Origin of the sequence: Mesorhizobium sp. M0800, from assembly GCF_040320095.1 — a bacterium.
GTDB lineage: Bacteria > Pseudomonadota > Alphaproteobacteria > Rhizobiales > Rhizobiaceae > Mesorhizobium.
Map to the genome: position 1 here is coordinate 49,620 of NZ_JAMYOZ010000003.1, position 22,874 is coordinate 72,493.

Consider the following 22,874-nt stretch of genomic DNA (forward strand, 5'->3'; position numbering starts at 1 on the left):
GCATGTTTGTACATTTTGCAATATAAATTGCAGCCGGAGAGAGGTACGTCGGCTGAGTGCTCAAGTCGACGTCGCACAGGGAGGAGAATGTGTCTGTGCTGGACGTACGAAGCGTCTCGAAAAGCTTTGGTGCTATCCGCGCCTTGTCAGATGTTAGCTTCGCGGTTGCTGCCGGCGAGGTGGTTGGCCTGATGGGCGACAACGGTGCCGGGAAATCGACCATGGTGAAGCTGATTGCGGGGAACTTCCCACCCTCCGACGGCGAAATCGCGGTGGACGGCAAGGTCTGCCATTTCCACAAGCCGATCGAGGCACGGGGCGAAGGGATCGAGGTCGTCTATCAAGATCTGGCCTTGGCCGACAATCTGACGGCCGCCCAAAATGTCTTTCTCGGCCGCGAGATGAAGAAGGGGTTTTGGCCGCTCCGCGTGCTCGACAAGCAGGCGATGATCAACCGCTCGGCAAAACTGTTCGCGGAGCTGAAGTCGGAGACGCGGCCGCGCGATCTGGTCAAAAAAATGTCAGGCGGCCAGCGGCAGGCGGTCGCCATTGCCCGCACCCGGCTATCCAACTCCAAGCTCGTGCTGATGGATGAGCCGACCGCGGCGATTTCGGTCCGCCAGGTAGCCGAGGTGCTGGAGCTGATCCGGCGGCTCAAATCGCAAAATGTGTCGGTAATGCTGATCAGCCACCGCATGCCCGATGTGTTCGCGGTCTGCGACCGCATCATCGTGCTGAGACGCGGCTCGAAAGTGGCCGACAAGGCGACGGAGAAGACATCGCCGGAGGAGATCACCGGCCTAATTACGGGAGCGATCCGTGATGCATAGCCAGAGCGACATGCTGAAGGAAGGCCATGCGTCCATCGGTGATGTGGTCGGCATAATAGAGCAGAGCGTTTTCCAGAAGATGATCGCCAGCCAGGCCTTCTGGGTCGCGATCGCGCTTTTCGTGTTGGTGGTCTTCATGACGTGGCTGGAGCCCAGCTTCGGCACGGTCGACAACGTTACCAACACCACCCGCAATTTTGCACCTATCGCCATCATGGGGCTGGGCATGACGGTGGTGCTGATCACCGGCGGCATCGATCTGTCGGTCGGCTCGGTGATGGGGCTGGTCGCGATCGTCGCCGGCCTGCTGCTCACTTGGCACCAGCCTTGGTATGTGGCGTTTGGCGCGGGTCTGCTCGCAGGCATCGCCTGCGGAGCCTTTAACGGTTTCTTCGTGGCCTATATCGGCATGCCGTCCTTCGTGGTGACGCTAGGCATGCTGTCGATCGCGCGCTCGCTGGCGGTCGTGCTGTCCGGCAACCAGATGCTTTACCAGTTCGGACCCGATGCGCCGATCGTCAAGGCCATCGGCCAGGCCAAATGGCCGAGGCACACGCCTGACGGCTGGGTGCCTCATTGGATCCCGGAACTGTCCTCGCAGTTCTGGGTGATGGTGATCCTCGCGCTCATCGTCGGCTCCGTCTTCATTTTCACCGCCTGGGCGCGCCACCTCTTCGCGATCGGCGGCAACGAGAACGCCTCGCGGATGACCGGCGTCCCCGTCGACTGGATCAAATTCCAGGCCTATGTCTTCTGCGCATTTACCGCATCGATCGCGTCCCTGCTGCTGCTCGGCTACAGCGGCTCGGCCATCAACGCGATGGGAACCGGCTACGAGTTGAGGGTGATCGCCGGCACCGTCATCGGGGGGCCAGCCTGATGGGCGGCTACGGAACCGCGTTTGGCGCTGTGATCGGTTCGGCCTTCCTCGAGGTCATCCGCAACGCGCTGCTGATGGCCGGGATCGATTCGAACTGGCAGGGCGCCTTTGTCGGGGCCTTCATCATTCTTGCCGTGCTTCTCGGCATGCAGACCTCGGGCAAGTCGCTGCGGGCGACGCTGGAGGGTATGTTTACCTGGAAGCGCAAATAGAATCCGGCGGCCGCAAGCCGTCGGGGATAGTGGACGTCAAAACAAAGTGGAGGAACAGGTGAAAAAATACATTCTGACGGCGGCCGTGGCGTTTTCCGCGCTGATGGCAGGGCAGGCCTATGCCCAGCAGAAATACGTCTTCGCCCTTGTGCCGAAGAACATGAACAATCCTTTCTTCGACCAGGCTCGTGACGGCTGCAAGAAGGCCGAAGCCGAATCCAGCGGCGCGATCGAATGCATGTATATCGGCCCCGGCGAGCATGGCGGCGGCGAGGAGCAGGTGCAGATCGTGCAGGACCTGGTGGCCAAGAAGGTCGACGGCATCGCCGTCGCCCCGTCGAACGCCGCGGCAATGGCCGTCGCGCTTCAGGCCGCCAAGGAAGCGGGCATTCCCGTGCTTACCTGGGACTCGGATGTGCTACCGGAGAACAAGGACCTGCGTGTCGCCTATATCGGCACGCACAATTACGAAATTGGCGTCAACCTCGCCAAGATCGTGCAGACCATCAAGCCGAAAGGCGGCACCATCTGTATCCAGTCGGGCGGAGCTGCCGCGGCCAACCACAATGAGCGCATGAAGGGTATACGCGATACGCTGGCCGGCAAGGAGTCGGCCGCCTCGCCAGGTGATGCCCTGACCGGCCAGAACGGCTGGACGGAAGCACCGGGCTGCCCTCTCTATACCAACGACGACTTCCCTCTGTCGGTTCAGCAGTTCCAGGACTTCATGGCGAAGACGCCAAACCTCGACGCCTTCGTGCCGACAGGCGGCTTTCCGCAATTCATACCGGATGCGAATCGCGCTGCGGTCGAGCCGTACAAGGATAAGATCGCCAAGAAGGAGCTGGCTCTGGTCGTCGCCGACACGCTGCCGGTGCAGATGGACCAGATGAAGGAAGGCCTGTCGCTCGGCCAGGTCGGACAGCGGCCGTTCGAAATGGGCTACAAGACCATGCTGGCGCTGAAGGACATCAAGGACGGCAAGCCCGCGCCGGCCGACCCGACCTACACCGGTCTCGACGTCTGCACCCCCGAAACCGCCGACACCTGCATCGGAAAGTAGGCGGGGGGCGCAACTCTGCGGCGGGCGAGGGATGACTCTTGCCCGCCTTTGCCCCTGAGAGGCGACAACAGACCCATCGAGCGACTGGCTCAAATCGACCGCTGCCGTCAGGCCTCAGAGACGCTCCGCTGGCCACGGCGTGACCATTTTTAGACGAGTGCCGGGAGTGATCCCATTCGGGAGGAGCAATTGAGAAAGATACGATATGCCGTGGTGGGCGCGGGCTGGATCACACAGGAAGCCTTTATGCCCGGTGTGTCCCAGACCGGAAACTCGACAATCACGGCAATCGTCAGCGGCTCGGCCAAGAACGCCGCGAAGCTCGCCGAATTCTACGGCGTGGAACATGTCTTCAGCTACGAGCAGTACGACCAGATGCTCGCATCGGACGTCGCCGATGCGGTCTACGTGGCATTGCCGAACTCTATGCATGCCGACTATGCGATCCGAGCCCTGAGAGCCGGCAAGCATGCGCTTGTTGAGAAGCCGCTAGCCACAACCGAGGCGGAATGCGAGGCGATGATCGCCGCCGCCGATGAGAGCGGCGCGTATCTGATGACAGCATATCGGCTGCACAACGAGCCCGGCACCGTCGAGATACTGGAGCGCATCCGCAGCGGCGAGATCGGCGATCCCCGCATCTTCGCCGCGGTCTTCTCGTTCATGGCGTCGCCCGACAATCACCGCCTCAAGGCCGGCTATTGGGGCGGTCCGTTGCAGGACATCGGCGTCTACTGCCTGAATGCCGCGCGCCATATCTTTGCCACTGAGCCGATCGAGGCAGTCGCGGTAAGGAGTTTCGGCAGCGCCTCAGTCGGGGAGGTAGAGGAAAGCATTGCCGTGACGTTGCGCTTCCCCGAGGGCCGGCTTGCACAGTTCATTGCCAGCTTCGGCGCGGACAATTCGGATTTTTACCATGTGGCCGGAACGAAGGGGAGCGTAACGGCCGACCCTGGCTTCCGTTTCGAGACTGCCGTGCAAATGAAGCTTCGGCATGGCGACATCAGAACCGAAAAGACGTTCCCGCAGACAGACCATTTCGCCGGACAGACCGCGTATTTCTCCGACTGCATCCTGAATGCACAACCGCCTGAAGCCGACGGTGGAGAAGGATTTGCCGACGTGTGCGCCCTGCTTGCCATTGAGCGCGCCGCCAGCACCGGTCAGCCTCAGAAGATAGACACGCCGGCACGGCAGGTTCATCCTACTGCGGATATGGTCCGCATCTTGCCTACAACGGACCAGCGGCTGCTTCTCTGACGCGCTTTCGCCCGCGGAGCCGGCCAGGATTCATTGCGAGAAGCGTCTCACGAAACGGCATCGCGTACCGCGTTGTACCGTGCAACCGTTCATGCGGAGGCAGTCACGATCTTGTTTCCGAACGTGCTCGACGGGCTGCGCTGGGTGAAATTCATCCAGGCGGCCGCCGACTCGCACGAGGCCGGAAAAGCCTGGACAACCGGCTGGCTTGACTGAACGCATTGGAATAATACGGAGGTCAACTTGAGTATACGCGTTGGAATTATCGGCGTAGGGGTAATGGGTGCGGATCACGCGCGGATGCTCGCATCACCTCAAGCCCGGCTTGCCGCCCGACGGGAGCATTCCGCGCCCATCATCGCTGCCCTGAAACCATGGTTCGAAAAGCAGCTATCGATGATCTCCTCCCGGCTCTGGCCTGGCCGAAGACATCCGGCATGGGCTCGGCCACTGGCAAGGCCTGACCCGCTTCCTGGACGATGGCCGCCTGGAACTCGACACCAACCCGGTCGAAAACGCGATCAGGCCAGTATGCCTGACCAGAAAAAAATGCCCTGTTTGCAGGTCACGAAGTCGGGGCCGAAAATTGGGCGCTGCTCGCCTCCATCGCCACCTGCAGGCTCAACGACGTCAACCCGGTCGCCTACCTCGCCGAAACCCTCGACGCCATCATCAACGGCCATCCGCAGACCCAGATCGAGGAACTCATGCCCTGGCGATTCCGAAAAACGTCAAGCCCAAATCCACAGGCGATCCGCGAGGCGCTCACCCTAAGTTTTATCATTGACGGTCTGACTTGACGTCTGGCCCGAGGGCGGCGTTCGCTACTATTCCGAAACTTAAGGTTTCGCCCTACCGCGTAATTGGGGTCGGCTGTCTTAAGAGGGCCGCTGCCCACGGTGCCTACTTCTTAACGCATTGGCGGACTGGTGCGGCCGAGCAAACTTCGCCCACGCCGCAGTCCAGGTCGCGTGAACAAGGTTTCGGCATTTGCGGTGGCTCCAGCGTGACGAAGGGCGTCCTCGGCTCTTCCCCCGGTCTCGCCGTTCTCGGGAGGAAGGCGCCGGGATCACCGAGCGACTTCACATATCGATAGAATGACCGAATGTCGCTCTCCGGCATGACGCGAACGTTGTACCAAGGCATCGGCGGCAATGTGCGAAGTGTCTTGATGTAGGTTACATACCCGTCTTCGCTAAGGTCTTGCGCGCTCCATCTCAGATTGCTTGCATACGTTGTGCCCCACGGCCCCCGCCAACCTATTACTTTCCCTCTCAATGCCTTGGTGGGGTCGAGTGCGCCTTCGGCTTCCCTGTAGCCGTCAGTATGGCAGTCGTGACAGCTGCCGATGATGGAAACCAGCCGTCCTCTCTCGACAGACACCTCCTCTGCCGCAAACGCTGCCCCCGATGCTGTCAATATTGCTGAGCCAACCAGGAGCTTAATGAAGTGCATGGTAGCCTCCAGCGCCCTCACACCGCTCGCTCAAAGCCAATAACAACGTCGAGACTTTACCACAATTTTGAAAGTTGGGGTGGGGAAAGCAACGGATCGTTGGAGGCAATAGTCCCTAAGAGGCTCCTGGGACACTGTCGACAATCGCAGCACAGCACTACGTTCGACAACTGGGCGCTGCTCGCCTCCATCGTGGCCACCTGCAGGCTCAACGACGTCAACCCGGTCGCCTACCTCGCCGAAACCCTCGACGCCATCATCAACGGCCATCCGCAAACCCAGATCGAGGAACTCATGCCCTGGCGATTCCGGAAAACGTCAAGCCCAAATCCATAGGCGATCCGCGAGGCGCTTACGCTTCCACCGCAACGGTCTCGCTGCTTTCGCCCCTGCGCACCGAGATCAATTCGGGTCTGTCGCGAGGAACGGCCTATCCCGCGGACTGGCGTCCTCGCTTCACCGATGCCTATCGCCTGCAGGCCCAGGCCTGGATCCATTCAATACTCAGCGGAATTCCGGCCGGAGCAAGCTGCTGGACGGATACCGGGCTGCAATCGCCGCCGAGGCGGGTCTGCAATCACTATCAGAAGGGCGAAAGGCAGTTATTGGCGCAATGAGTAAGCCAGAACTGTACAAATAGCTGACGGCATTTGAATTCATAATGACCTCGGCAGCCGACTAATAATCTTCTTTTTCAGGCCCCTCCCGTCAGCGTGTTCCACGCAGCCGGTGCGCTGCTTCGGCTCGTCGCAGGGACACGTGCGTGTTCTGTAGGATCATTTCGCGAAACGCCTCGTTTGATACTGCAAAGTTGTACCATCGTGTCCAACATCAGATGGGACGCAGTCCCAACAAACATGCAGTTCAGACAGTCGATTACGCGTCTTTGTTGAAGTGGTGCTGTACCAAATGCAGTACCGGCCTTGAAACGGTTGATCCAGTTCGTCGCTCATCAGGCCATAAGCCCCGGGCGGCTGTGTACGGCAGGGCTGAACGAAACCTCATTCACGCTCCCTCGCTACTCCGTGAGACCCCTCATTTCCTTTCTCGCAGCCTCAGTCCGGAACTCAAGGTATTTGGCCAAATCGGCGAGATGGACGCCCTTGGCACACTTCTGACTGTCCTCGATCCGCACGAGCGGAAGGGCAATTTCCCCCATGGAAATCTTTCGGACCAACTTCGGCGGCGTCAGGTGGGAGAAATAGTCTCGGCAGACCTCATCGATCGGGATGATGGCCTTGCCACCATACTGAGCCATCAAAAGCAGTGCTGTGTTCATTCCAGGTTGCTATCCCTGTTAGGAGCTTGGCAGACTAGCAAGCCGCCCAACGGGTTCAACGGCCGGGCAGGGGGGCGCGTGCAAAAGGGTGGGCGCGACCTAAGCAACGGCCGGGGCGTTCAAGTCGCTAGAGGGATACCGCCAATACAGTGCTGTGACCGAGTTCGTTTGCTGACGGGCTTCTTAATCGGCGCAAATCGGTCCGACTCCAACCTCCGCAACCAGTTCCAGCATAAATCACTAATAGTCGCGATCTGATCAAAGCCCCGCCGGAAAAAACGGCAAGGCTTTTCCCACGGCAGGTTTGGCGAAGCGCGGAAGGGCACTCTGCCGCCCAGAGTAAGCGGCCTGCACGGTGAAGACGAGAGGGACGCTTTTCCAAGCGCGGAGTTCGAATCCCTCCGAGCCCACCAAGTCGCCTCCCTGCAATGCTGGCCTGGACCTGTCAAATCGTCACGTTAATGATGTCGGTATCGGTGGTTGCGTGTCCCCGCAACCACTTCTGTCATAGTACGATAACCGTCTCGGTCTAACCGAGGCGGTTTTTTCGTGTGGCGAGTTTGAAAATGTCTGGATTGCGTGAGGCCGTGAGGCCGGGCATTAAGGCGCATATTTTGCGGGAAGGCCTTCGTGAACCTCAATCACCGGCAGAATGCGCCGTGCAGCGTAACCATCCGGTGTGGACCGCGGCAGACGCCGTTTCGCGTGTTAGACTGCTTGGCATGGAGATCGACACCGACAAGATTGACGCGTGCAACGGTGGTGCTTCGACGTAGAAATCGGAAAACACGCTCGCGGCAACTCTGCGCTACGCAGATGCGCGCCCATCTCCGGCCACGCAACATCGATCCGCAATTCGGAGCCATGTAGTGGTAGGTGGCGGCGCAGGACCGCTACATCGCCAGAGCCATTACCTGAGATAGTGGGTTTGAGGTGGTGGTAGAGGGAAGGGCGCTGGAAACTAACCTTCTCCATTTTCGGCAATTCGCCAACCGTCGCGATCTCGCGATTGAGCAGTGTCCTCCAGTCACTCATAGCCTGTCATCTCGAGATAGCCGCGCCCGGCATGGGTGCCCTCAAATCGGATCGGGCCTTCCCAATAGGGAGAGCGTGTGTCCATCCAGGCTTCTGGGTTTAGCGTCCGGATGGTCACATCCACTCCGTTTTCCGGCAATTGCACCCTCCAGCGGATCGGCACGCTACGTCCCGCGACTGCCGCCGTTTCGAGCGGCGTCACCCTTAGCGCGCCGGGGGCCTGCGGCTGCGGCCTGCCGTCGGCCTTGATCCATGTGGCCGATGTAAAGCCCGCGCCTCCGTCGCGCAGGCGAAAGCCCATCATCTTTTCGCCGCTGTCGAAATGCAAGGAGAACCAGTCCCACCCGGTCTGATCCTCAGCCAGCGGCTGCGAGGACCATTCGTGGTCCAACCACGCCTGACCGGACACCGCGATCACGCCCGCCGGAAGGGTCAGTGTACCGGTCACGTGGTAGAATGGTTGCGAGTAGTAATAGCTCGCCTGCCCCTTCTCGGATTTCACCGAGTAGCCCTGCACTCCCTGCGGCACCAGAGGGCCTTTGGCGTCCAGTGCCAGTTCGTAGGAAAACGCCTGTCCCGCCGCGTGCAGATCGAGCGCCGACAGCGAATCCGCCTCTGGCAGGGCCCGACCTGCCATCTGCCAGTTGTCAATCCAGGCCGCAAAGGGTGCAGCCGAAACCCCCGCCTGGCCGATGCCGCCCCGCGCCAGCCGTTCGGCCACGAATTGGTGCGTTCGCGTCGTCAGCCCGGCATGGCCCATCCAAAGCTGCGGACTGGACCAGCCGGACCGCTCCACCGGGGCCAGGGCGGATCGGAAAAGAGTCCATTGCACGCCATAGTCCGCTCCATCCGCAGCTTGCAGGTTGGCCGTCAAATACCACCATTCGATCCGGTAACCGGGGTGCGGGCCGTGGTCTGCCGGAAAGTTGAATGCAGTCCCCGGCTGCGGCACTGAAAACCCGTCAGCCTCTGTGCCAAGCCCAGCAAAACCCTGGCCAAAGGCAGGTGCGGCCAAGCTCATGTAGATCAGCAATGCTCTAACGCTCATGTGCAAATACCTTCAGCAAATCCGATGGCGAAAGACGCGCCAGCCGCCAGGCAGGCACGGCGGCTGCAAGTCCGGCCGCCAGCAACGCGAGCGCCGCCAGCCGCGCCCAGTCACCGGGAAAAAGGTGCATCGGCAGACGCCAGCCAAAAGCCTCCACATTCACCACCGCCAGTAGAACAAAGGCGAGCCCGATACCTACAGGCAGAGCGGCCAGCATGGTCAAGGCTGCCAACAACAAGCCGCGCCAAAGCTCCAGCCATACGAGGTGGCGGCGGGGCAGACCCATGGCCCAGACCGGCGCCAGTTGCGGTAGGCGCATCCCCGACAGGGTCATGAGGCTCGCAAACATCGCCAGCCCCGCGACTCCCAGCGTCAGCACATTCAGCGCGGCTGTCACTCTGAATGTGCGCTCAAACACTTTGAGCGAAAAGACCTTGATCCCGGCCTGGTCAATCACGTTCTGCGCGGGCAGCCCGAATTCCGCCCGCAAACCCGCAGCCAGTGCTTCGGCCTTGCCGGGGGCAATCCGAATGGCATAGCGCAGGCGGGAGACGTCAGGATAGTGCTGGAGCAGTGTGTCGATCCCGATGATCACTTGGCCGATCGGGTTGCCATAGTCGGCATAGACGCCGACGATGCTGGCCCGCCAGCCACCGGGCAGCGTGATCTGGTCCCCTAAGCCCAACTCCTGGCGCCGCGCCAGTTGTTCGTTGATCAGGGCGCCGTCGCCTGTGGCGATCCGGTCCCACACCCCCGGCACTGCAGAGAGGATCGGCCAGTTGTCGCGATAGGTGCCATGATCGGCCACGCCGTATATTGCCGCGGGCTGGCCTGCGACCCGGCCCTCAATGCTCCAGATCGGCAGGACCGCGTCGCTGCGCTGGGCCAGCCAGTCGCGTATCGCCGTGGCCTCTGCTTCGGTGCGGGCGGTCACGTAAAGCTCTGAGGCGAGACGCTGATCGAGCCAGCCGGTGAAGGTCAGCCGAAAGCTCGACACCATCGTGCTGACGCCCACATTGACGGCCAGCGCAAGCAGCAGTGCCATTAGCGCCAATGACAGGCCGGGAAGCTGTTGACGCGTGTCGGCCCAAAACCATTCAGCCAATGGTCCACGCGCCAAGCGGCCGCCAAGGTGCAATATCCCCGTCAGCACGAGCGGCAGCGCCAGTGCCGCCCCCATCAGCAGTGCCGCCAGAAGCGCAAAGCCCGCCTCGAGGCCGGATCCGAAGTGTGCAATTCCCGCCGCCGTCAACAGGAGCACCATCGCAGCCACGCCTTGCGCGCGCAGGGCCCGCTCCGAAGCCCGCGCCCAGGCCCGAGGCTGGGCCGGCGCAAGCAGCGGCAGGTGCCATAGCCGCCAGAGGCTTTGTGCGGCCGCTACCAGCGTGCCGATTACCGCGATCGCCAGCCCCGCTGCCCACACTGCGGGGCGGATCGACAGCGTTCCCGGCACATCGGCCCCGTAAAGTCCGCGCAGGGTGGCGGCGACGTCGGGCAAAAGGGCCGAGGCGACTACATAGCCAAATGCCACGCCCACCAATCCCGCGAGGAGGGCGAAGATCAGCAGCTCGGCGATCAGCAAAAGGACCAGCACGCGGGCCGGCAAGCCCAGTGCGCGCAGCGTGCGAAACACCGGGCGGCGCTGTTCAAAAGCCAGACCGATGGCGGAATGCACGATGAAGAGCCCCACCGCAAAGGCAAGAAAACCGAAAGCCGTCAGGTTCAGGTGAAAACTGTCGGTCAGCCTGGCAAGATCCCCCGTTTCACTCGGCTCGCGCAGGGTCAGGCCGGGGGCTGTCACCTCTAGAGGGGCACGGCCAATCGGTTGGTCCGGCCAGAGCAAAAGACGAGAGATCTTGTCCTTTGCCCCAAGCAAGACCTGCGCCTGCCCGATGTCGGTGAGGACTGTGCCAGGCGGCAAACCCTCGGCCACGCGCACGGGAGGTGTTGCTTGCTCGGTTAGTCGTGCCGCGGTTTCCGGAGTTGCATAGAGCACCCCGGGCGCCGTGATGAACGGCAATAGCTCATCACCCACTGCAACATCCACCTGCTGCGCCTGCGGCGGCAAAGTCAGTGGGTCAATGCCGAGGACGCGCAACCGCACATCCCCAAACCGCATTTCACCTTCAATCACCGGCGAAGCCAGCCAGCCTGCTCGCCGCAGTCTCACAAACACCTGTTGATCCATCCGGGTCCCGTCCTCACGCACCAGTTGCGCGAGCCGGTCCTGCCCAAGGATCGCCGCTGCACGGTCATAGCTCGCCCGCGCCTCACCGTTGATCGCCTGAATCGCTGACCACAACGCCGTTGCCAGCGATAGCCCCAAAAGCAGCATCGCCAGTTGGACAGGCCGCCTGCGCCAATGCGACAAGAGCGCTGACAACCCGGTCCACACCATCAAGCCAGCCGTCCCGCGTGCAGGTGAACGTGGGCGTTCAGCCGGTTTGCCAGACGGTTGGAATGGGTAACCATTAACAGGGCGGCACCCGTTTCAGCCACCAGCGACAGCATAAGATCGAGTACAGCGTCCCCTGTTGCCTCATCGAGATTGCCCGTGGGCTCATCGGCCAAAACCAGCCGTGGCCGAACGGCTAGGGTCCGCCCAATCGCCACCCGCTGTTGTTGCCCACTCGACAGCTGTTCAGGGTAGCGCGTTAGGACCTTGGCCAGGCCCAGCCGTTCAGCAAGGACCTTCAGCCACGCCGGATCAGGACGGCCGGCAAGTCGAGCCTGAAAGGCAAGGTTGGCTGCCACATCAAGCGAAGGGATCAGGTTGAACTGCTGGAACACAAGTCCGACTGTTCCCCGCCGCAGGGCGGCAAGGGCCGTATCGTTCAGCTCCACAATATTGGTACCGCCAAGGTGGATTTCTCCCGCATCAGGGCTGTCGAGCCCTGCAACGAGGTGCAAAAGCGTGCTCTTGCCGCTGCCAGACTCGCCGGTCAGCGCAAGGCTCTTGCCCGCCTCCAGCGAAAGATCGATCCCGTGCAGAACATGCAACGGCCCTTCGCCAGTGGGGTAGAATTTGTCGATCTGGTCCAGCCTCAGCAGCATGTTACTCCCTGGAGGCCCGCGTGCTTCTGACACGGCATGCCAGTGAAATAGCGCCAAACAACGACCCCTTTCATACAGCCTCCAAACCCACTGCCTTAATTGGACAATGGTTTTCTTCAGAGGCTCGCGTTTTGCATCTAACGCGACCTCCACTTGGAATTCGATGTACAATTACGATCTAGAGCGGTTCTCAGCTAGGCGGGATAGGCGTTGACCGTGCCGTCGCAACTCACTCTCCAAACGGAACTGGAGCGCTGCCTTCAATTCCTCAGCAGTGCCGATGCCGTTGCTGAAAAGCGCCATGATTATGCCTGCAGCCTGGTCACACTCAGGCGTGCTTGGCTCTATGCCAGCCTCACGGGAATACGCGATCAAACCTTTCGGGCAAAGAGTTCCTCTTCGATCTTTGCGCGGTTGTTTCCATACTTTTTTACCAGCCTGAGGGCATCAGCCCGTTCGAGATGGTGCTTCTTCATGAGGTACCCGACTTCATAGTCTTCGCCACCGTCGACCCGTGCTCTGTCTTGCGGACCACGCTTTGACTTGTCGTCTGCCATGACAACCTCCATGGGCGATCGCCTCGCCCAAACGTGTCAAGGATAATCCTCTAATCGACGGGGACAAGGACGTAGTCGCCAACCATGTCGAAACCGCACAACTCCGCGGTCGCAGGGATAAGCCGATCCCTTACGGGGAACGCTTTGCTCGTCCGCCGTTCGAAGCGTCGAGGTCTTCTGGGCTGGTACACGTTCTTGCGGCCGTGGGAGGAAGCTTTCCGCGCGACATCACGAATGGAGTCCCTTGATGCATCGAAGGTCGCCAAATAACCCGCTTCGGCTGTGGCTGCTTCCGGTTTTGCGTTCGCGAGCGCTTCAATCTCAATCAAGAACGGCATTTCAAACATGCCATCGTAGCCGAGAAAATGGAGGTATTGTCCGGCCTCGTCGTAGCTGCGGCTTCGGTTCGGAAAAGTCAGCGCCAAGGTTGAACATACCTCAAGCCGTCAAGAACCGCGTAGCGAACGTCTGTTGCAGGCTCGCGGCCTTGCGTCTCTTCGCATTGTGCGCGTTCAGAATTACGGCGGTTTCGAAGCTAAACTGCCACTCGCTTGATCCCGCTGCCCGGCCAGCGATGGAGCCGGGCTACTCCAGCACAGACTCTGCCCGTCGATCACCTCGATCGGCACGGACTCCAGACCGACATCGTCGAACAGCCGCGCATTTGACCGCGTTCGCCAAATTAATGGCCCGGATCTTTGCGAAGCCTCCGCATTTTTGTGGGGGGAAGCCCTCCCAGCATCATCGTGATTGGACTTCACGATCGGTCGGAGTCACGCTGGCCGCAGGTATAAGAAGGATATGGGACGGCCAACTATCGTCCGAATAGGAGGCTAAAATGAAGCACCAGACGCTTGAGCAACTGCAGATCGTCGCCGAGATCGATCAGGCCTACCTGCGCCAGGCCATGTCGCGCAGCGAACGTCTTGAACGCTGGGCGGAGCTCCTTGAACGGAACCCTGACCGGCGACTCTCGACGCTACACCAAACCGAGTATCAGCCGGTTAGATCACGCGGGGCCATGCGCGGCGACGGCTCGCCGATCTCAGTCGCTTTCGAGGATCCTGTCCTCCGCGCCGCCGGGTTGGAAAGCGACAACTACGGCGAAGCGAAGCGGTTCTTCGAACTGACCGACAGGCAATTGCATGAGATCATCTGCTATTGTCATTTCGGCGCGACGGTGAGCGCCGTAACGGCCGCCCGTCACATCCGTGCGGCGATTGCTGGGAGACAGCCCGGCATGTTCGCTCGGATGCGTGAGGCGTTCGTCGGATAAAGCCGGAGCCGTTTCGCAGCATCATTTTTGAAGCGGCTCGCATGGAAAGCCGCCGCCGTAGCGCGGGCAAGCGCTACCCACGCGGGGAGGCTGCGTTGCGTGAGGGGGTGCGGCTTTCCGCAGGAGCACGCCGACGCCCCTCCTGCATCTTTTCCATCCGAACCGGAAAGATCCCAATGCTGCCAGTACATCCGTGGTCAGCGCCGTGGTTCAAAGGCTCGAACAGAGCGACATGCGCGCCGGATAAGCGCTATACATTCGCTGTCGAAAATTCGGTGCTTCATGGTGGGTCGAAGGTCGCGGACCTATGTCGATCGGGACCGGGAAAGCCAAATCGTGCCAAATTTTCGCGAACTGTATATATCTCTCGATGCACATTCAATCAAGGCTCGATAGGTTTGTCTCGTAATTGCGGATTAATATAGTCTGTTGTCGGCAAAATTAAGAGGGATGAATTACAATAAAATTGCTTATGGCTCCGCCTTTCGGACGGCCAAAAGCGCCGGTAAAAACGACTGATTTCATTTCAAATATTTTCGGTTTGAGGAATTAAAAATTTGGCACTCCTATCATTCGAGTGCCAAAGGGGCTATGTTAAGTGTTGCAGTCGCTCTATGTGCGGCGGCAGAAAGAACCCCCAATGAAATTCCGGCCACTCCACGACCGCGTCGTCATTCGGCGCGCGGAAGGCGATACCAAATCCAAGGGCGGGATCATTATTCCCGACACCGCCAAGGAAAAGCCTCAGGAAGGCGAAGTGATCGCCGTGGGCCCGGGCTCGCGTGACGAGAGCGGCAAGCTGATCCCGCTCGACGTCAAGGCCGGCGATCTCATCCTGTTCGGCCAATGGTCCGGCACCGAGGTCAAGATCGACGGCGAGGACCTTCTGATCATGAAGGAGAGCGACATTTTGGGCATCGTCGAGAAGATCAGAGCGGCCAAGAAAGCCGCCTGACCGGGCGATTTCCGATCCCGCAATTTCAAGACTGAACTGGACGTAAAATCATGTCTGCCAAGGAAATCAAATTCGCTACCGATGCCCGCGACCGGATGCTTCGCGGCGTCGAAATTCTGAACAACGCCGTCAAGGTGACGCTCGGCCCCAAAGGCCGCAATGTCGTCATCGACAAGGCCTATGGCGCGCCGCGCATCACCAAGGATGGTGTCGCCGTCGCCAAGGAAATCGAGCTTGCCGACAAGTTCGAGAACATGGGCGCCCAGATGGTGCGCGAAGTGGCCTCGAAGACCAACGACCTCGCCGGCGACGGCACGACGACAGCCACGGTGCTGGCCGCTTCCATCCTGCGCGAAGGTGCCAAATTCGTTGCCGCGGGCATGAACCCGATGGATCTCAAGCGCGGCATCGATCTTGCTGTGGCTGCTGTGGTGAAGGACATTCAAGCCAGGGCCAGGAAAGTCAAATCTTCGGACGAGATCGCCCAGGTTGGTACGATCGCCGCCAATGGCGACGCGTCGGTCGGCGCCATGATCGCCAAGGCGATGAACAAGGTCGGCAATGAGGGCGTGATCACCGTCGAAGAAGCCAAGACAGCCGAAACCGAACTCGATGTCGTCGAAGGCATGCAGTTCGACCGTGGCTATCTCTCGCCCTATTTCGTCACCGATGCCGAGAAGATGCGCGCGGAGCTGGAGGACCCTTACGTTCTCATCCATGAGAAGAAGCTCGGCAATTTGCAGGCGTTGCTGCCGATCCTCGAAGCTGTGGTGCAAAGCGGTAAGCCGCTGCTGATCATCTCGGAAGACGTCGAAGGCGAGGCGCTAGCAACGCTGGTCGTCAACAAGCTGCGCGGCGGCCTCAAGGTCGCAGCCGTCAAGGCGCCAGGCTTCGGTGACCGGCGCAAGGCGATGCTGGAAGACATTGCCGTGCTCACCGCCGGCCAGATGATTTCCGAGGATCTCGGCATCAAACTCGAGAACGTCACGATCGACATGCTCGGGCGGGCTAAGCGCGTGCTCATCGAGAAGGATACGACGACGATCATCGACGGCGCCGGCGAGAAAGCCACCATCCAGGCGCGCGTCCAGCAGATCAAGTTGCAGATCGAGGAAACGTCCTCGGATTACGACAAGGAGAAACTCCAGGAACGTCTCGCCAAGCTGGCTGGCGGCGTTGCTGTCATTCGCGTCGGCGGCGCGACCGAGACGGAAGTCAAGGAAAAGAAGGACCGCATCGATGATGCGCTGAACGCCACTCGTGCAGCCGTGGAAGAAGGCATCGTTGCCGGCGGCGGTGTTGCGCTTTTGCGCGCCAAGGCAGCTTTGACTAAGCTTACTGGCGCGAATGCTGACATGACGGCAGGTATTTCGATTGTGCTGAGAGCACTTGAAGCGCCGATCCGCCAGATTGCCGAGAATTCCGGCGTTGAAGGTTCGATCGTCGTCGGCAAGCTCTCCGACAGCAAGGATCACAATCAGGGCTTCGACGCCCAGAACGAAGTCTATGTCGACATGATCAAGGCCGGTATCGTCGACCCCGCCAAGGTCGTTCGGACGGCCCTGCAGGATGCCGGCTCGATTGCCGCGCTCCTGATCACCGCTGAAGCAATGATCGCGGACATTCCGCAGAAGGTTTCGCCCGCTATGGGTGGCGCGGGAGGTATGGGCGGAATGGGCGGAATGGACTACTGAGCGGCGCCTGAAACTATAGCCAGGACGACGGAAGGCCAGCGACGCGGGCACATGCGAGCCGATATCTCGGCGATCATCGGTTCGCTCGACATCGTGTTCGGGGAGATCGATCGATAGGCTCGTCGCTGTCGTATTTGCTGCTAAAAATGGTCTTGGAGACAAGAACATGACCGACACTCTTGCCGAGAAAACATGTACGCCTTGTCGCGGCGGCGTCCCGCCGCTCACGCGTGATGAAGCCCAACGCTTCCAGGCACAGGCTCCTGATTGGGAGCTGGGTGACGATGCCCACCGCATCCAGCGGAGCTTTCGATGCCGCAATTTCCGGGACGCGCTCACCCTTGTTCAGGAGATCGGTGAGCTCGCCGAAACCGAGGGCCATCACCCCGACATCAGCTTCGGCTGGGGTTATGTGACGGTTTCCCTGAGCACCAAGAAGATCAAAGGACTGCACGAGAACGATTTCATCATGGCGAGCAAGATCGATCGGATGCTCGATCGCGCGGGGCGGCCCCTCGACCGCCAACGGTGACACGGCAAATCCATTGCCAATCAAGTGAGGTCGTTTATGCCACACATCCGTACCGACGATCAGCCCGCAACTCAGATCACTGTTATCGAGCCCGAACCGGACAAGCAGGCCGAGGCATGTCCGTCGTGACCGAGCGAGCGCGCTTTATGGCGCGCCAGCCTGGGTTCATCTCACCGACACAACAATGATCGATGCGTAGCCGTCCACGGCATAGTGCCAGCCAGTGAACACCGATCCGTACAGGATCAGGGCTGCAAAGGTCCAACCCAGAACGAGCCGGCGCTGGGTGTGGTTCGAGGGGCAGCTCGATCTCGACCCTGATCGGATGGTTCATGGCCTATGGTCCAGCGACGACCAAGGGTGGCCCGGTAATCTCCATATCGAATTAGCACCTTTGCGCTTGCCTTGAAGGCTCCTATTCTGGAGGGTAGTATCCGCTCGTGGGCATAGAATGTCGGTACTGCCTTTCTTAAGAATTTACGCGCTGCTCAACGCGGTGCTGGCTGCGACTGGGCTTGTGGCGGTGGCTACGCTCACGACACCGGACCTGTCCGGACGAAGCAGACTGGCTTTGGCTGCCGTGCTCGCGGTCATTTGGGGCGTCTATCTCCTGGAATTGGCCGAGAAACTGCTCAAGCGCCGGGCGGGAGACGTTCGGGACAGGACGCCGGCAATCGCCATTGATGTGCTCGCGGTTTTGGTTCCACTCGCCGCATTTCTGCTCGTCGGCACGCCCGACCGGAGCCTCTACTGTGCTGTCTGGCTGCTGAAACCGCTGCGCGATTCAACTTTCTTCCCGCTGCTGGGCAGAATCCTGACCAACGAAGCGCGCAACCTGATCGGCGTCGCCACCGTCTTCGGCATCGTTCTTTTCGGTTTTGCGCTCGCAGCCTATGTCATCGAGCGCGACGTCCAACCGCAACAGTTCGGCAGCATCCCCCAGGCAATGTGGTGGGCGGTGGTCACGCTGTCCACCACCGGCTATGGCGACGCTATTCCGGAAAGCTTCGCCGGCCGCGTCCTTGCCGGGGCGGTCATGATGAGTGGCATCGGCATCTTCGCGCTCTGGGCTGGCATTCTTGCCACCGGCTTTTATCAAGAAGTCCGTCGCGAGGATTTCGTCCGCAATTGGCAATTGGTCGCCGCCGTGCCGTTGTTTCAGAAGCTCGGCCCGGCCACACTAGTCGAGATCGTGCGCGCATTACGACCTCGCATCGTGCCGGCGGGCGCTGTGATCTGCCGCAATGGCGAGACCGGTGACCAGATGTTCTTCGTCGTGGAGGGGCGCGTCAGCGTCGCGACGCCGAACCCGGTGGATCTGGGCCCTGGCGCCTTCTTCGGCGAGATGGCGCTGATCACCGGCGAACCGCGCTCGGCGACCGTCAGCGCCACAACGGTGGTCTCACTCCTGTCGCTACACTCGGCGGATTTCCAGATGCTGTGCAGCAGCAGCCCGGAGATCGCAGAAACCATCCGCAAGACCGCGCTCGAGCGGCGCGGCGCGGCACCTAAGGCTTGACCGTACTAGGTGTTCGTCAGAGGAGGATGCGATGCCAAGGCTGCCAGCTGCCTGCCGATGGTGGCTGGCTGGAACTACATGCTTTGCCGCTGCCGAACCACCCTCAATACAAATCGCCACGGAATCGTAGAAAAATGCTTTAAAATCAACGCGGCATCTCGACCGCACCATTAAATTCGAAAGCGGAATCTCTTGCCCGTTGAATTCGAGCACGGCAGGGAGCGTCCTTGTCGGGGCACGTGCTTTTTGCCTGATTGCGGTCGCGAGTTTTGCTTATGCGAAGTGGCCATCGGCGGGCATGGCCATCTATCGACAAGCGCACATAACTATTCGCGCACCAGGCGTCCGGTCGCCCACCAGATCACCGACACAACAACGATCGATGCGTAGCCGTCCACGGCATAGTGCCAGCCAGTGAACACCGATCCGTACAGGATCAGGGCTGCAAAGGTCCAACCCAGAACGCCAAGCCAGCGATTGATCGATGACAGCAAATAGGCGTTCAATGCGGCAAAGGCGACATGCATGCTTGGCATGGCCGAGATGCCGCCGCCAAGACTTGGCCGGCCGCTTTGGTAAGCCATCAGGAGATATGCCGCGGGTTCCCGCACCATGTAACTATGGTCCAGCCTGTCCAGGGCCGCATTCAATCCGTGGAAGCGATCCACGCCGACAAAGTGGTGGTAGTAAACCGGTCCGACCGATGCCAGCGCCAGGGCCAAGACCGTTCCGAGGACGGACAACGTCAGCGCTGCTGCGCAGAGATAGCGGATGCGGGCAATCTCGTCCGACCAGAGCGACACGAAAAGGATGGTGCCGAACCACTGGTAAAACCAAATGACTTCGTAGCTGTTGAAGACGACGAACGACCAATTGTTGCCGTCGAGCTTATGGACGATCTCCCATGGCGGCATCCCGTGCAGCCATTCATCAGCGTCGGCCAACCAGTTGTCGGCATAGTATGGGACGACGGACGGGATGGCGATCTTGTAGGTAGAGAACGCGGTCAAGCTGGCAAAGAAGAACAGCAGCACCAGCAGGCAACCGCGCCAGCGCCCTTGAACCAAATCCAGTGCGTAGCGAACCGGTTGCCGCCGGCCATGGACTAGCGCGGCACAGCAGACGCCACCGATAAACAACACCGGAATGCCAACAAGAAATTTGTGAGAATAGATTAAGGCTGACGTATAGAATACTTCTGGATATAGTGCAGATGCGCCTAAAACGTATGTCGCCATGAACAAGGAGAGGCGCAATTGCCATATGGCGGAGGGCCTGTAGCGAGAGGCTTCCGTGGTTAGGGCCAAACCAATTTACCCGTTCTTAACGTTTCGCCGGAGAGACACATACACCGATAAGGTAAAAACCTTGCCGCCAGGTTTACTTTTCCCCGGTGGTCGACATTTGCCGGCCGGCCCGCATGCGGTGGATCGATTCCCTGAGCAGTCTTGCATCCGCATCGCTGTCCATGCCCCCGCGTGAAGGAATTGCCCGGAGCCTCGGGGCCGAGCCGGCCGGTTGCTTGAACACGGCCCGCCACGCCCTCGGTTGACTTATCATAAGTTTTAGCTTATCATAAGTCATGATTTATGATTATGCAGGAATGGTGGCCTTGGCCGATCCGACGCGCCGCAAGGTGTTCGAGCTCATCGCCGATCGGCCACGCTCGGTCATCGATCTGACGCGAGTGCTTCCGGTCTCGCAGCCGGCGGTATCGCAGCACCTCAAGGTTTTGAAGGAAGCCCGGCTGGTCCGCGCAGAGCCGAAAGGTGCCAGCAACATCTATCATCTCGACCCGCATGGGCTCGGCGAGATGCGTGCCTGGCTCGACCGCATGTGGGGCGATGCGCTCGACGCCTTCAAACGGGAAGTCGACAACAGCAAGGAGAAGAGGAAATGACGACCATGATCAAGCCCGCGCCGGTCAGGAAGTCGGTGACGGTGGAGGTGCCGCTCGACAAGGCATTCGATGTGTTCACCACAGGATTCGGGCGCTGGTGGCCGGCTTCGCACTCGATCGGCAAATCCGCCCTGACGACCGCGGTGATCGAACCGAAAGCCGGCGGCCGCTGGTACGAGATCGGCGAGGATGGGTCACAATGCGATTGGGGCGAGGTTCTCGCCTGGGATCCGCCGTCAAGGCTGACGCTCGCCTGGCGGATTGGAGCCGGCTGGCGCTACGATCCGGCATTGCTGACCGAAGTCGAGATCCGCTTTGTCGCGCTCGGCGAGAACGCGACGCGTGTGGAACTCGAGCACAGGCTTCTGGAGAACATGGGCGAAACCGCAGAGGCGATGCGCGAGGCCTTCGAGTCCGAGGGTGGCTGGAGCGGTCTCCTGGACCGCTATGCGGCTGAGGCCAAGCGCCACGCCGCCTGATCGGGAAGCCGTTAAGTCCAATACCAGCGAGGCCCTCGCACTGTCGGCCTCGCCGTTTTGAATCAGTGTCGATCTGCCCATCTGGTTGACCGGGGCGGGGAGATACGCTGCCCTTTACCTGCCGCCGCGAAGGTCTGCAGCGCCGCAGGTTTGTAGAACGTCCTCTCCTCCTACCATCCGGTATGCGCCGCGTCGTTTGGACGCGCGAACGGCGCTGTAGCAATTTGTCGTTGTGCATGGTCCTTTCGCAAAATCGATTCCGATTGTCAGGGTCATGCGTTAGACCAGACAGGCACCTTATCCGGAAATCCGATGGCGGGAGGCGCTGGTGGAAGGCCAGGACGAACAGATGACCGGCGCCAGGGCGGCTGAGGAGCGCCGCGCCGACATCTATGACGAGGACGGCGTCATCCTGTCGTCGTTCCTCGCCCAGATCGGTGCCGCGATCGCCGATCGCGATACGCTGACGCTGAAGCGTGAAGTCGACGATCTGCACCAGTCGGAACTCGGCCACCTGCTCGAGGCCCTGCACCCGGAACAGCGACGCGCGCTGGTCGAATTGCTGGGCAAGGATTTCGATTTTTCCGCGCTGACCGAGGTTGACGAGGCGATCCGCCGCGACATCGTCGACAGTCTGCCCAATGCGCAGATCGCCCAGGCGGTGCAGGATCTCGATTCCGACGACGCGGTCTACATTCTCGAAGACCTCGACCAGGAGGACCAGGACGAGATCCTGTCGCAGCTGCCGTTCACCGAGCGGATCAGGCTGCGGCGTTCGCTCGACTATCCCGAAGAGACCGCCGGCCGCCGCATGCAAACGGAGTTCGTCGCGGTGCCGCCGTTCTGGACGATCGGCCAGACCATCGACTACATGCGCGAGGACAACAATCTTCCCGACCGTTTCAGCCAGATCTTCGTCATCGATCCGAGCTTCAAGCTGCTCGGCGCCATCGACCTCGACCAGATCCTGCGTACCAAGCGCTCGGTCAAGGTCGAAGAGGTCATGCATGAGACCAGGCATGCCATCCCGGCCACCATGGACCAGGAGGAGGCGGCACGCGAATTCGAACAATACGATCTTCTGTCCGCCGCCGTCGTCGACGAGAACGAGCGGCTGGTCGGCGTGCTGACCATCGACGACGTCGTCGACGTCATCCAGCAGGAGGCCGAGGAAGATCTGCTGCGCATGGGCGGCGTCGGCGACGAAGAACTCTCGGACAGCATCTTTTCGACCTCGCGCTCGCGCGTGCCCTGGCTGCTGGTCAATCTTTTGACGGCTTTCCTGGCGGCCTCGGTGATCGGCCTGTTCGACCGCACCATCGAGCATATCGTGGCGCTGGCGGTGCTGATGCCGATCGTCGCCGGCATGGGCGGCAATGCCGGCTCGCAGACCATGACGGTCACGGTGCGGGCGCTGGCGACCAGGGACCTCGACATCTACAATGCCGGCCGCATCATCCGCCGCGAAATCGGGGTGGGCTTCATCAACGGCATCATCTTTGCCATCCTGATCGGCCTCGTCGCTGCTGCCTGGTTCCACGATCGCAATCTCGGCGGCATCATTGCGGCTGCGATGATCATCAATATGTTCGTGGCGGCTCTGGCGGGCATCCTTATCCCGCTGCTGCTCGACCGCTTCAAGATCGATCCGGCTGTGGCTTCGGCGGTTTTCGTCACCACGGTCACCGATGTCGTCGGTTTCTTTGCCTTTCTCGGGCTCGCCACATGGTGGTTCGGCGTGCGCTGAACGTCACCTCAATTGACTTTTACGTAAATGCCATGCGAGGCTTTGAAAGGTGCCTTGTCCGCCGATTCTGGTACGCGCCTGGGCGCTGGCGGCGCCGGC

Annotated in this window: 21 protein-coding genes and 2 pseudogenes; 16 read left to right on the plus strand and 7 right to left on the minus strand. The window is 60.6% G+C overall.

The features are described 5' to 3' along the window. Positions 1 to 89: 89 nt before the first annotated feature. The 7 genes and pseudogenes from NKI18_RS05020 to NKI18_RS05050 all read left to right on the plus strand — a co-directional run bounded on the left by NKI18_RS05020 (position 90) and on the right by NKI18_RS05050 (position 6,036). Positions 90 to 830 (plus strand): ATP-binding cassette domain-containing protein, encoded by a 741-nt coding sequence (locus tag NKI18_RS05020; protein WP_023676590.1) that lies wholly within the window; start codon positions 90 to 92, stop codon positions 828 to 830. Next, positions 823 to 1,710, plus strand: coding sequence for an ABC transporter permease (locus tag NKI18_RS05025; protein ID WP_352617498.1), 888 nt, complete (start codon positions 823 to 825; stop codon positions 1,708 to 1,710). Before NKI18_RS05020 ends, NKI18_RS05025 begins: the two co-directional genes overlap by 8 nt. Then, positions 1,710 to 1,922, plus strand: coding sequence for a hypothetical protein (locus NKI18_RS05030; protein WP_352617500.1), 213 nt, complete (start codon positions 1,710 to 1,712; stop codon positions 1,920 to 1,922). Before NKI18_RS05025 ends, NKI18_RS05030 begins: the two co-directional genes overlap by 1 nt. Positions 1,923 to 1,980: 58 nt before the next feature. After that, positions 1,981 to 2,985 carry a substrate-binding domain-containing protein gene (locus NKI18_RS05035; RefSeq protein ID WP_023676588.1) on the plus strand — a complete coding sequence of 335 codons (1,005 nt, stop codon included), beginning with the start codon at positions 1,981 to 1,983 and terminating at the stop codon, positions 2,983 to 2,985. A gap of 189 nt (positions 2,986 to 3,174) precedes the next feature. Beyond that, complete coding sequence (locus NKI18_RS05040) at positions 3,175 to 4,245, plus strand: Gfo/Idh/MocA family protein (protein ID WP_352617503.1); 1,071 nt, start codon at positions 3,175 to 3,177, stop codon at positions 4,243 to 4,245. A 457-nt stretch (positions 4,246 to 4,702) separates the two neighbouring features. Further along, positions 4,703 to 5,045: pseudogene (locus NKI18_RS05045) on the plus strand (transposase domain-containing protein); the annotation flags it as partial. An 847-nt stretch (positions 5,046 to 5,892) separates the two neighbouring features. Continuing rightward, positions 5,893 to 6,036, plus strand: coding sequence for a transposase domain-containing protein (locus NKI18_RS05050; RefSeq protein WP_301942484.1), 144 nt, complete (start codon positions 5,893 to 5,895; stop codon positions 6,034 to 6,036). A 682-nt stretch (positions 6,037 to 6,718) separates the two neighbouring features. Here the strand turns inward: NKI18_RS05050 and NKI18_RS05055 are convergent. From NKI18_RS05055 to NKI18_RS05080, 6 genes are all read right to left on the minus strand, one after another. After that, entirely contained in the window at positions 6,719 to 6,979 is a 261-nt protein-coding gene (locus NKI18_RS05055; protein WP_352579555.1) for a pyocin activator PrtN family protein, read from the minus strand. Positions 6,980 to 8,006: 1,027 nt separating this feature from the next. After that, a complete protein-coding gene (locus NKI18_RS05060; protein ID WP_352617506.1) occupies positions 8,007 to 9,062 on the minus strand; it encodes a lipocalin-like domain-containing protein in 1,056 nt (351 codons plus the stop codon). Then, on the minus strand, positions 9,052 to 11,460 hold the full coding sequence (locus NKI18_RS05065; protein ID WP_352617673.1) for an ABC transporter permease: 2,409 nt from the start codon (positions 11,458 to 11,460) through the stop codon (positions 9,052 to 9,054). Before NKI18_RS05065 ends, NKI18_RS05060 begins: the two co-directional genes overlap by 11 nt. After that, on the minus strand, positions 11,460 to 12,116 hold the full coding sequence (locus NKI18_RS05070; RefSeq protein ID WP_352617509.1) for an ABC transporter ATP-binding protein: 657 nt from the start codon (positions 12,114 to 12,116) through the stop codon (positions 11,460 to 11,462). Before NKI18_RS05070 ends, NKI18_RS05065 begins: the two co-directional genes overlap by 1 nt. 371 nt (positions 12,117 to 12,487) lie before the next feature. Beyond that, the gene (locus tag NKI18_RS05075) at positions 12,488 to 12,673 is read right to left on the minus strand and encodes a DUF3606 domain-containing protein (RefSeq protein WP_023676578.1); all 186 of its coding nucleotides are present in this window, start codon (positions 12,671 to 12,673) and stop codon (positions 12,488 to 12,490) included. A gap of 50 nt (positions 12,674 to 12,723) precedes the next feature. Then, complete coding sequence (locus NKI18_RS05080) at positions 12,724 to 13,098, minus strand: DUF1488 family protein (protein ID WP_023676577.1); 375 nt, start codon at positions 13,096 to 13,098, stop codon at positions 12,724 to 12,726. A gap of 413 nt (positions 13,099 to 13,511) precedes the next feature. On the opposite strand from NKI18_RS05080, the gene NKI18_RS05085 reads away from it, so the two are divergent. The 6 genes and pseudogenes from NKI18_RS05085 (at position 13,512) to NKI18_RS05115 (ending at position 18,649) form a co-directional block, all read left to right on the plus strand. Further along, entirely contained in the window at positions 13,512 to 13,949 is a 438-nt protein-coding gene (locus tag NKI18_RS05085; protein ID WP_352617512.1) for a hypothetical protein, read from the plus strand. A 640-nt stretch (positions 13,950 to 14,589) separates the two neighbouring features. Then, positions 14,590 to 14,904 carry a co-chaperone GroES gene (locus NKI18_RS05090; protein WP_352617515.1) on the plus strand — a complete coding sequence of 105 codons (315 nt, stop codon included), beginning with the start codon at positions 14,590 to 14,592 and terminating at the stop codon, positions 14,902 to 14,904. A gap of 50 nt (positions 14,905 to 14,954) precedes the next feature. Next, entirely contained in the window at positions 14,955 to 16,598 is a 1,644-nt protein-coding gene (groL, locus tag NKI18_RS05095; protein WP_352617517.1) for a chaperonin GroEL, read from the plus strand. Positions 16,599 to 16,640: 42 nt separating this feature from the next. Further along, a pseudogene (locus NKI18_RS05100) lies at positions 16,641 to 16,715 on the plus strand (NADH-quinone oxidoreductase subunit D-related protein); the annotation flags it as partial. Positions 16,716 to 16,764: 49 nt separating this feature from the next. Next, positions 16,765 to 17,130 (plus strand): 4a-hydroxytetrahydrobiopterin dehydratase, encoded by a 366-nt coding sequence (locus NKI18_RS05105; RefSeq protein ID WP_023676573.1) that lies wholly within the window; start codon positions 16,765 to 16,767, stop codon positions 17,128 to 17,130. A 451-nt stretch (positions 17,131 to 17,581) separates the two neighbouring features. Next, positions 17,582 to 18,649 (plus strand): cyclic nucleotide-gated potassium channel, encoded by a 1,068-nt coding sequence (locus NKI18_RS05115; protein ID WP_352617520.1) that lies wholly within the window; start codon positions 17,582 to 17,584, stop codon positions 18,647 to 18,649. Between the two features lie 326 nt (positions 18,650 to 18,975). On the opposite strand, the gene NKI18_RS05120 is transcribed toward NKI18_RS05115, so the two are convergent. After that, complete coding sequence (locus tag NKI18_RS05120) at positions 18,976 to 19,887, minus strand: phosphatase PAP2 family protein (RefSeq protein ID WP_352617678.1); 912 nt, start codon at positions 19,885 to 19,887, stop codon at positions 18,976 to 18,978. A 344-nt stretch (positions 19,888 to 20,231) separates the two neighbouring features. Here NKI18_RS05120 and NKI18_RS05125 point away from each other — a divergent pair, with 344 nt between their 5' ends. From NKI18_RS05125 to mgtE, 3 genes are all read left to right on the plus strand, one after another. Further along, on the plus strand, positions 20,232 to 20,549 hold the full coding sequence (locus NKI18_RS05125; protein ID WP_023676569.1) for an ArsR/SmtB family transcription factor: 318 nt from the start codon (positions 20,232 to 20,234) through the stop codon (positions 20,547 to 20,549). Next, positions 20,546 to 21,028 carry an SRPBCC family protein gene (locus NKI18_RS05130; protein ID WP_254818127.1) on the plus strand — a complete coding sequence of 161 codons (483 nt, stop codon included), beginning with the start codon at positions 20,546 to 20,548 and terminating at the stop codon, positions 21,026 to 21,028. The genes NKI18_RS05125 and NKI18_RS05130 overlap by 4 nt, the downstream gene beginning before the upstream one ends. A gap of 349 nt (positions 21,029 to 21,377) precedes the next feature. Beyond that, a complete protein-coding gene (gene mgtE, locus NKI18_RS05135; RefSeq protein ID WP_502894205.1) occupies positions 21,378 to 22,775 on the plus strand; it encodes a magnesium transporter in 1,398 nt (465 codons plus the stop codon). Positions 22,776 to 22,874 lie beyond the last annotated feature (99 nt).

What these genes read in the sequence shown, in the direction of transcription:
- NKI18_RS05085 (WP_352617512.1), top strand. Translation starts at nt 13,512, where the DNA reads ATGAAGCACCAGACGCTTGAGCAACTGCAGATCGTCGCCGAGATCGAT.
- groL (WP_352617517.1), top strand. Translation starts at nt 14,955, where the DNA reads ATGTCTGCCAAGGAAATCAAATTCGCTACCGATGCCCGCGACCGGATG.
- NKI18_RS05025 (WP_352617498.1), top strand. Translation starts at nt 823, where the DNA reads ATGCATAGCCAGAGCGACATGCTGAAGGAAGGCCATGCGTCCATCGGT.
- NKI18_RS05120 (WP_352617678.1), bottom strand. Translation starts at nt 19,887, where the DNA reads ATGGCGACATACGTTTTAGGCGCATCTGCACTATATCCAGAAGTATTC.
- NKI18_RS05065 (WP_352617673.1), bottom strand. Translation starts at nt 11,460, where the DNA reads ATGGTGTGGACCGGGTTGTCAGCGCTCTTGTCGCATTGGCGCAGGCGG.
- NKI18_RS05075 (WP_023676578.1), bottom strand. Translation starts at nt 12,673, where the DNA reads ATGGCAGACGACAAGTCAAAGCGTGGTCCGCAAGACAGAGCACGGGTC.
- NKI18_RS05115 (WP_352617520.1), top strand. Translation starts at nt 17,582, where the DNA reads ATGTCGGTACTGCCTTTCTTAAGAATTTACGCGCTGCTCAACGCGGTG.
- NKI18_RS05070 (WP_352617509.1), bottom strand. Translation starts at nt 12,116, where the DNA reads ATGCTGCTGAGGCTGGACCAGATCGACAAATTCTACCCCACTGGCGAA.
- NKI18_RS05130 (WP_254818127.1), top strand. Translation starts at nt 20,546, where the DNA reads ATGACGACCATGATCAAGCCCGCGCCGGTCAGGAAGTCGGTGACGGTG.
- NKI18_RS05125 (WP_023676569.1), top strand. Translation starts at nt 20,232, where the DNA reads ATGATTTATGATTATGCAGGAATGGTGGCCTTGGCCGATCCGACGCGC.
- NKI18_RS05055 (WP_352579555.1), bottom strand. Translation starts at nt 6,979, where the DNA reads ATGAACACAGCACTGCTTTTGATGGCTCAGTATGGTGGCAAGGCCATC.
- mgtE (WP_502894205.1), top strand. Translation starts at nt 21,378, where the DNA reads ATGACCGGCGCCAGGGCGGCTGAGGAGCGCCGCGCCGACATCTATGAC.
- NKI18_RS05060 (WP_352617506.1), bottom strand. Translation starts at nt 9,062, where the DNA reads ATGAGCGTTAGAGCATTGCTGATCTACATGAGCTTGGCCGCACCTGCC.
- NKI18_RS05105 (WP_023676573.1), top strand. Translation starts at nt 16,765, where the DNA reads ATGACCGACACTCTTGCCGAGAAAACATGTACGCCTTGTCGCGGCGGC.
- NKI18_RS05030 (WP_352617500.1), top strand. Translation starts at nt 1,710, where the DNA reads ATGGGCGGCTACGGAACCGCGTTTGGCGCTGTGATCGGTTCGGCCTTC.
- NKI18_RS05090 (WP_352617515.1), top strand. Translation starts at nt 14,590, where the DNA reads ATGAAATTCCGGCCACTCCACGACCGCGTCGTCATTCGGCGCGCGGAA.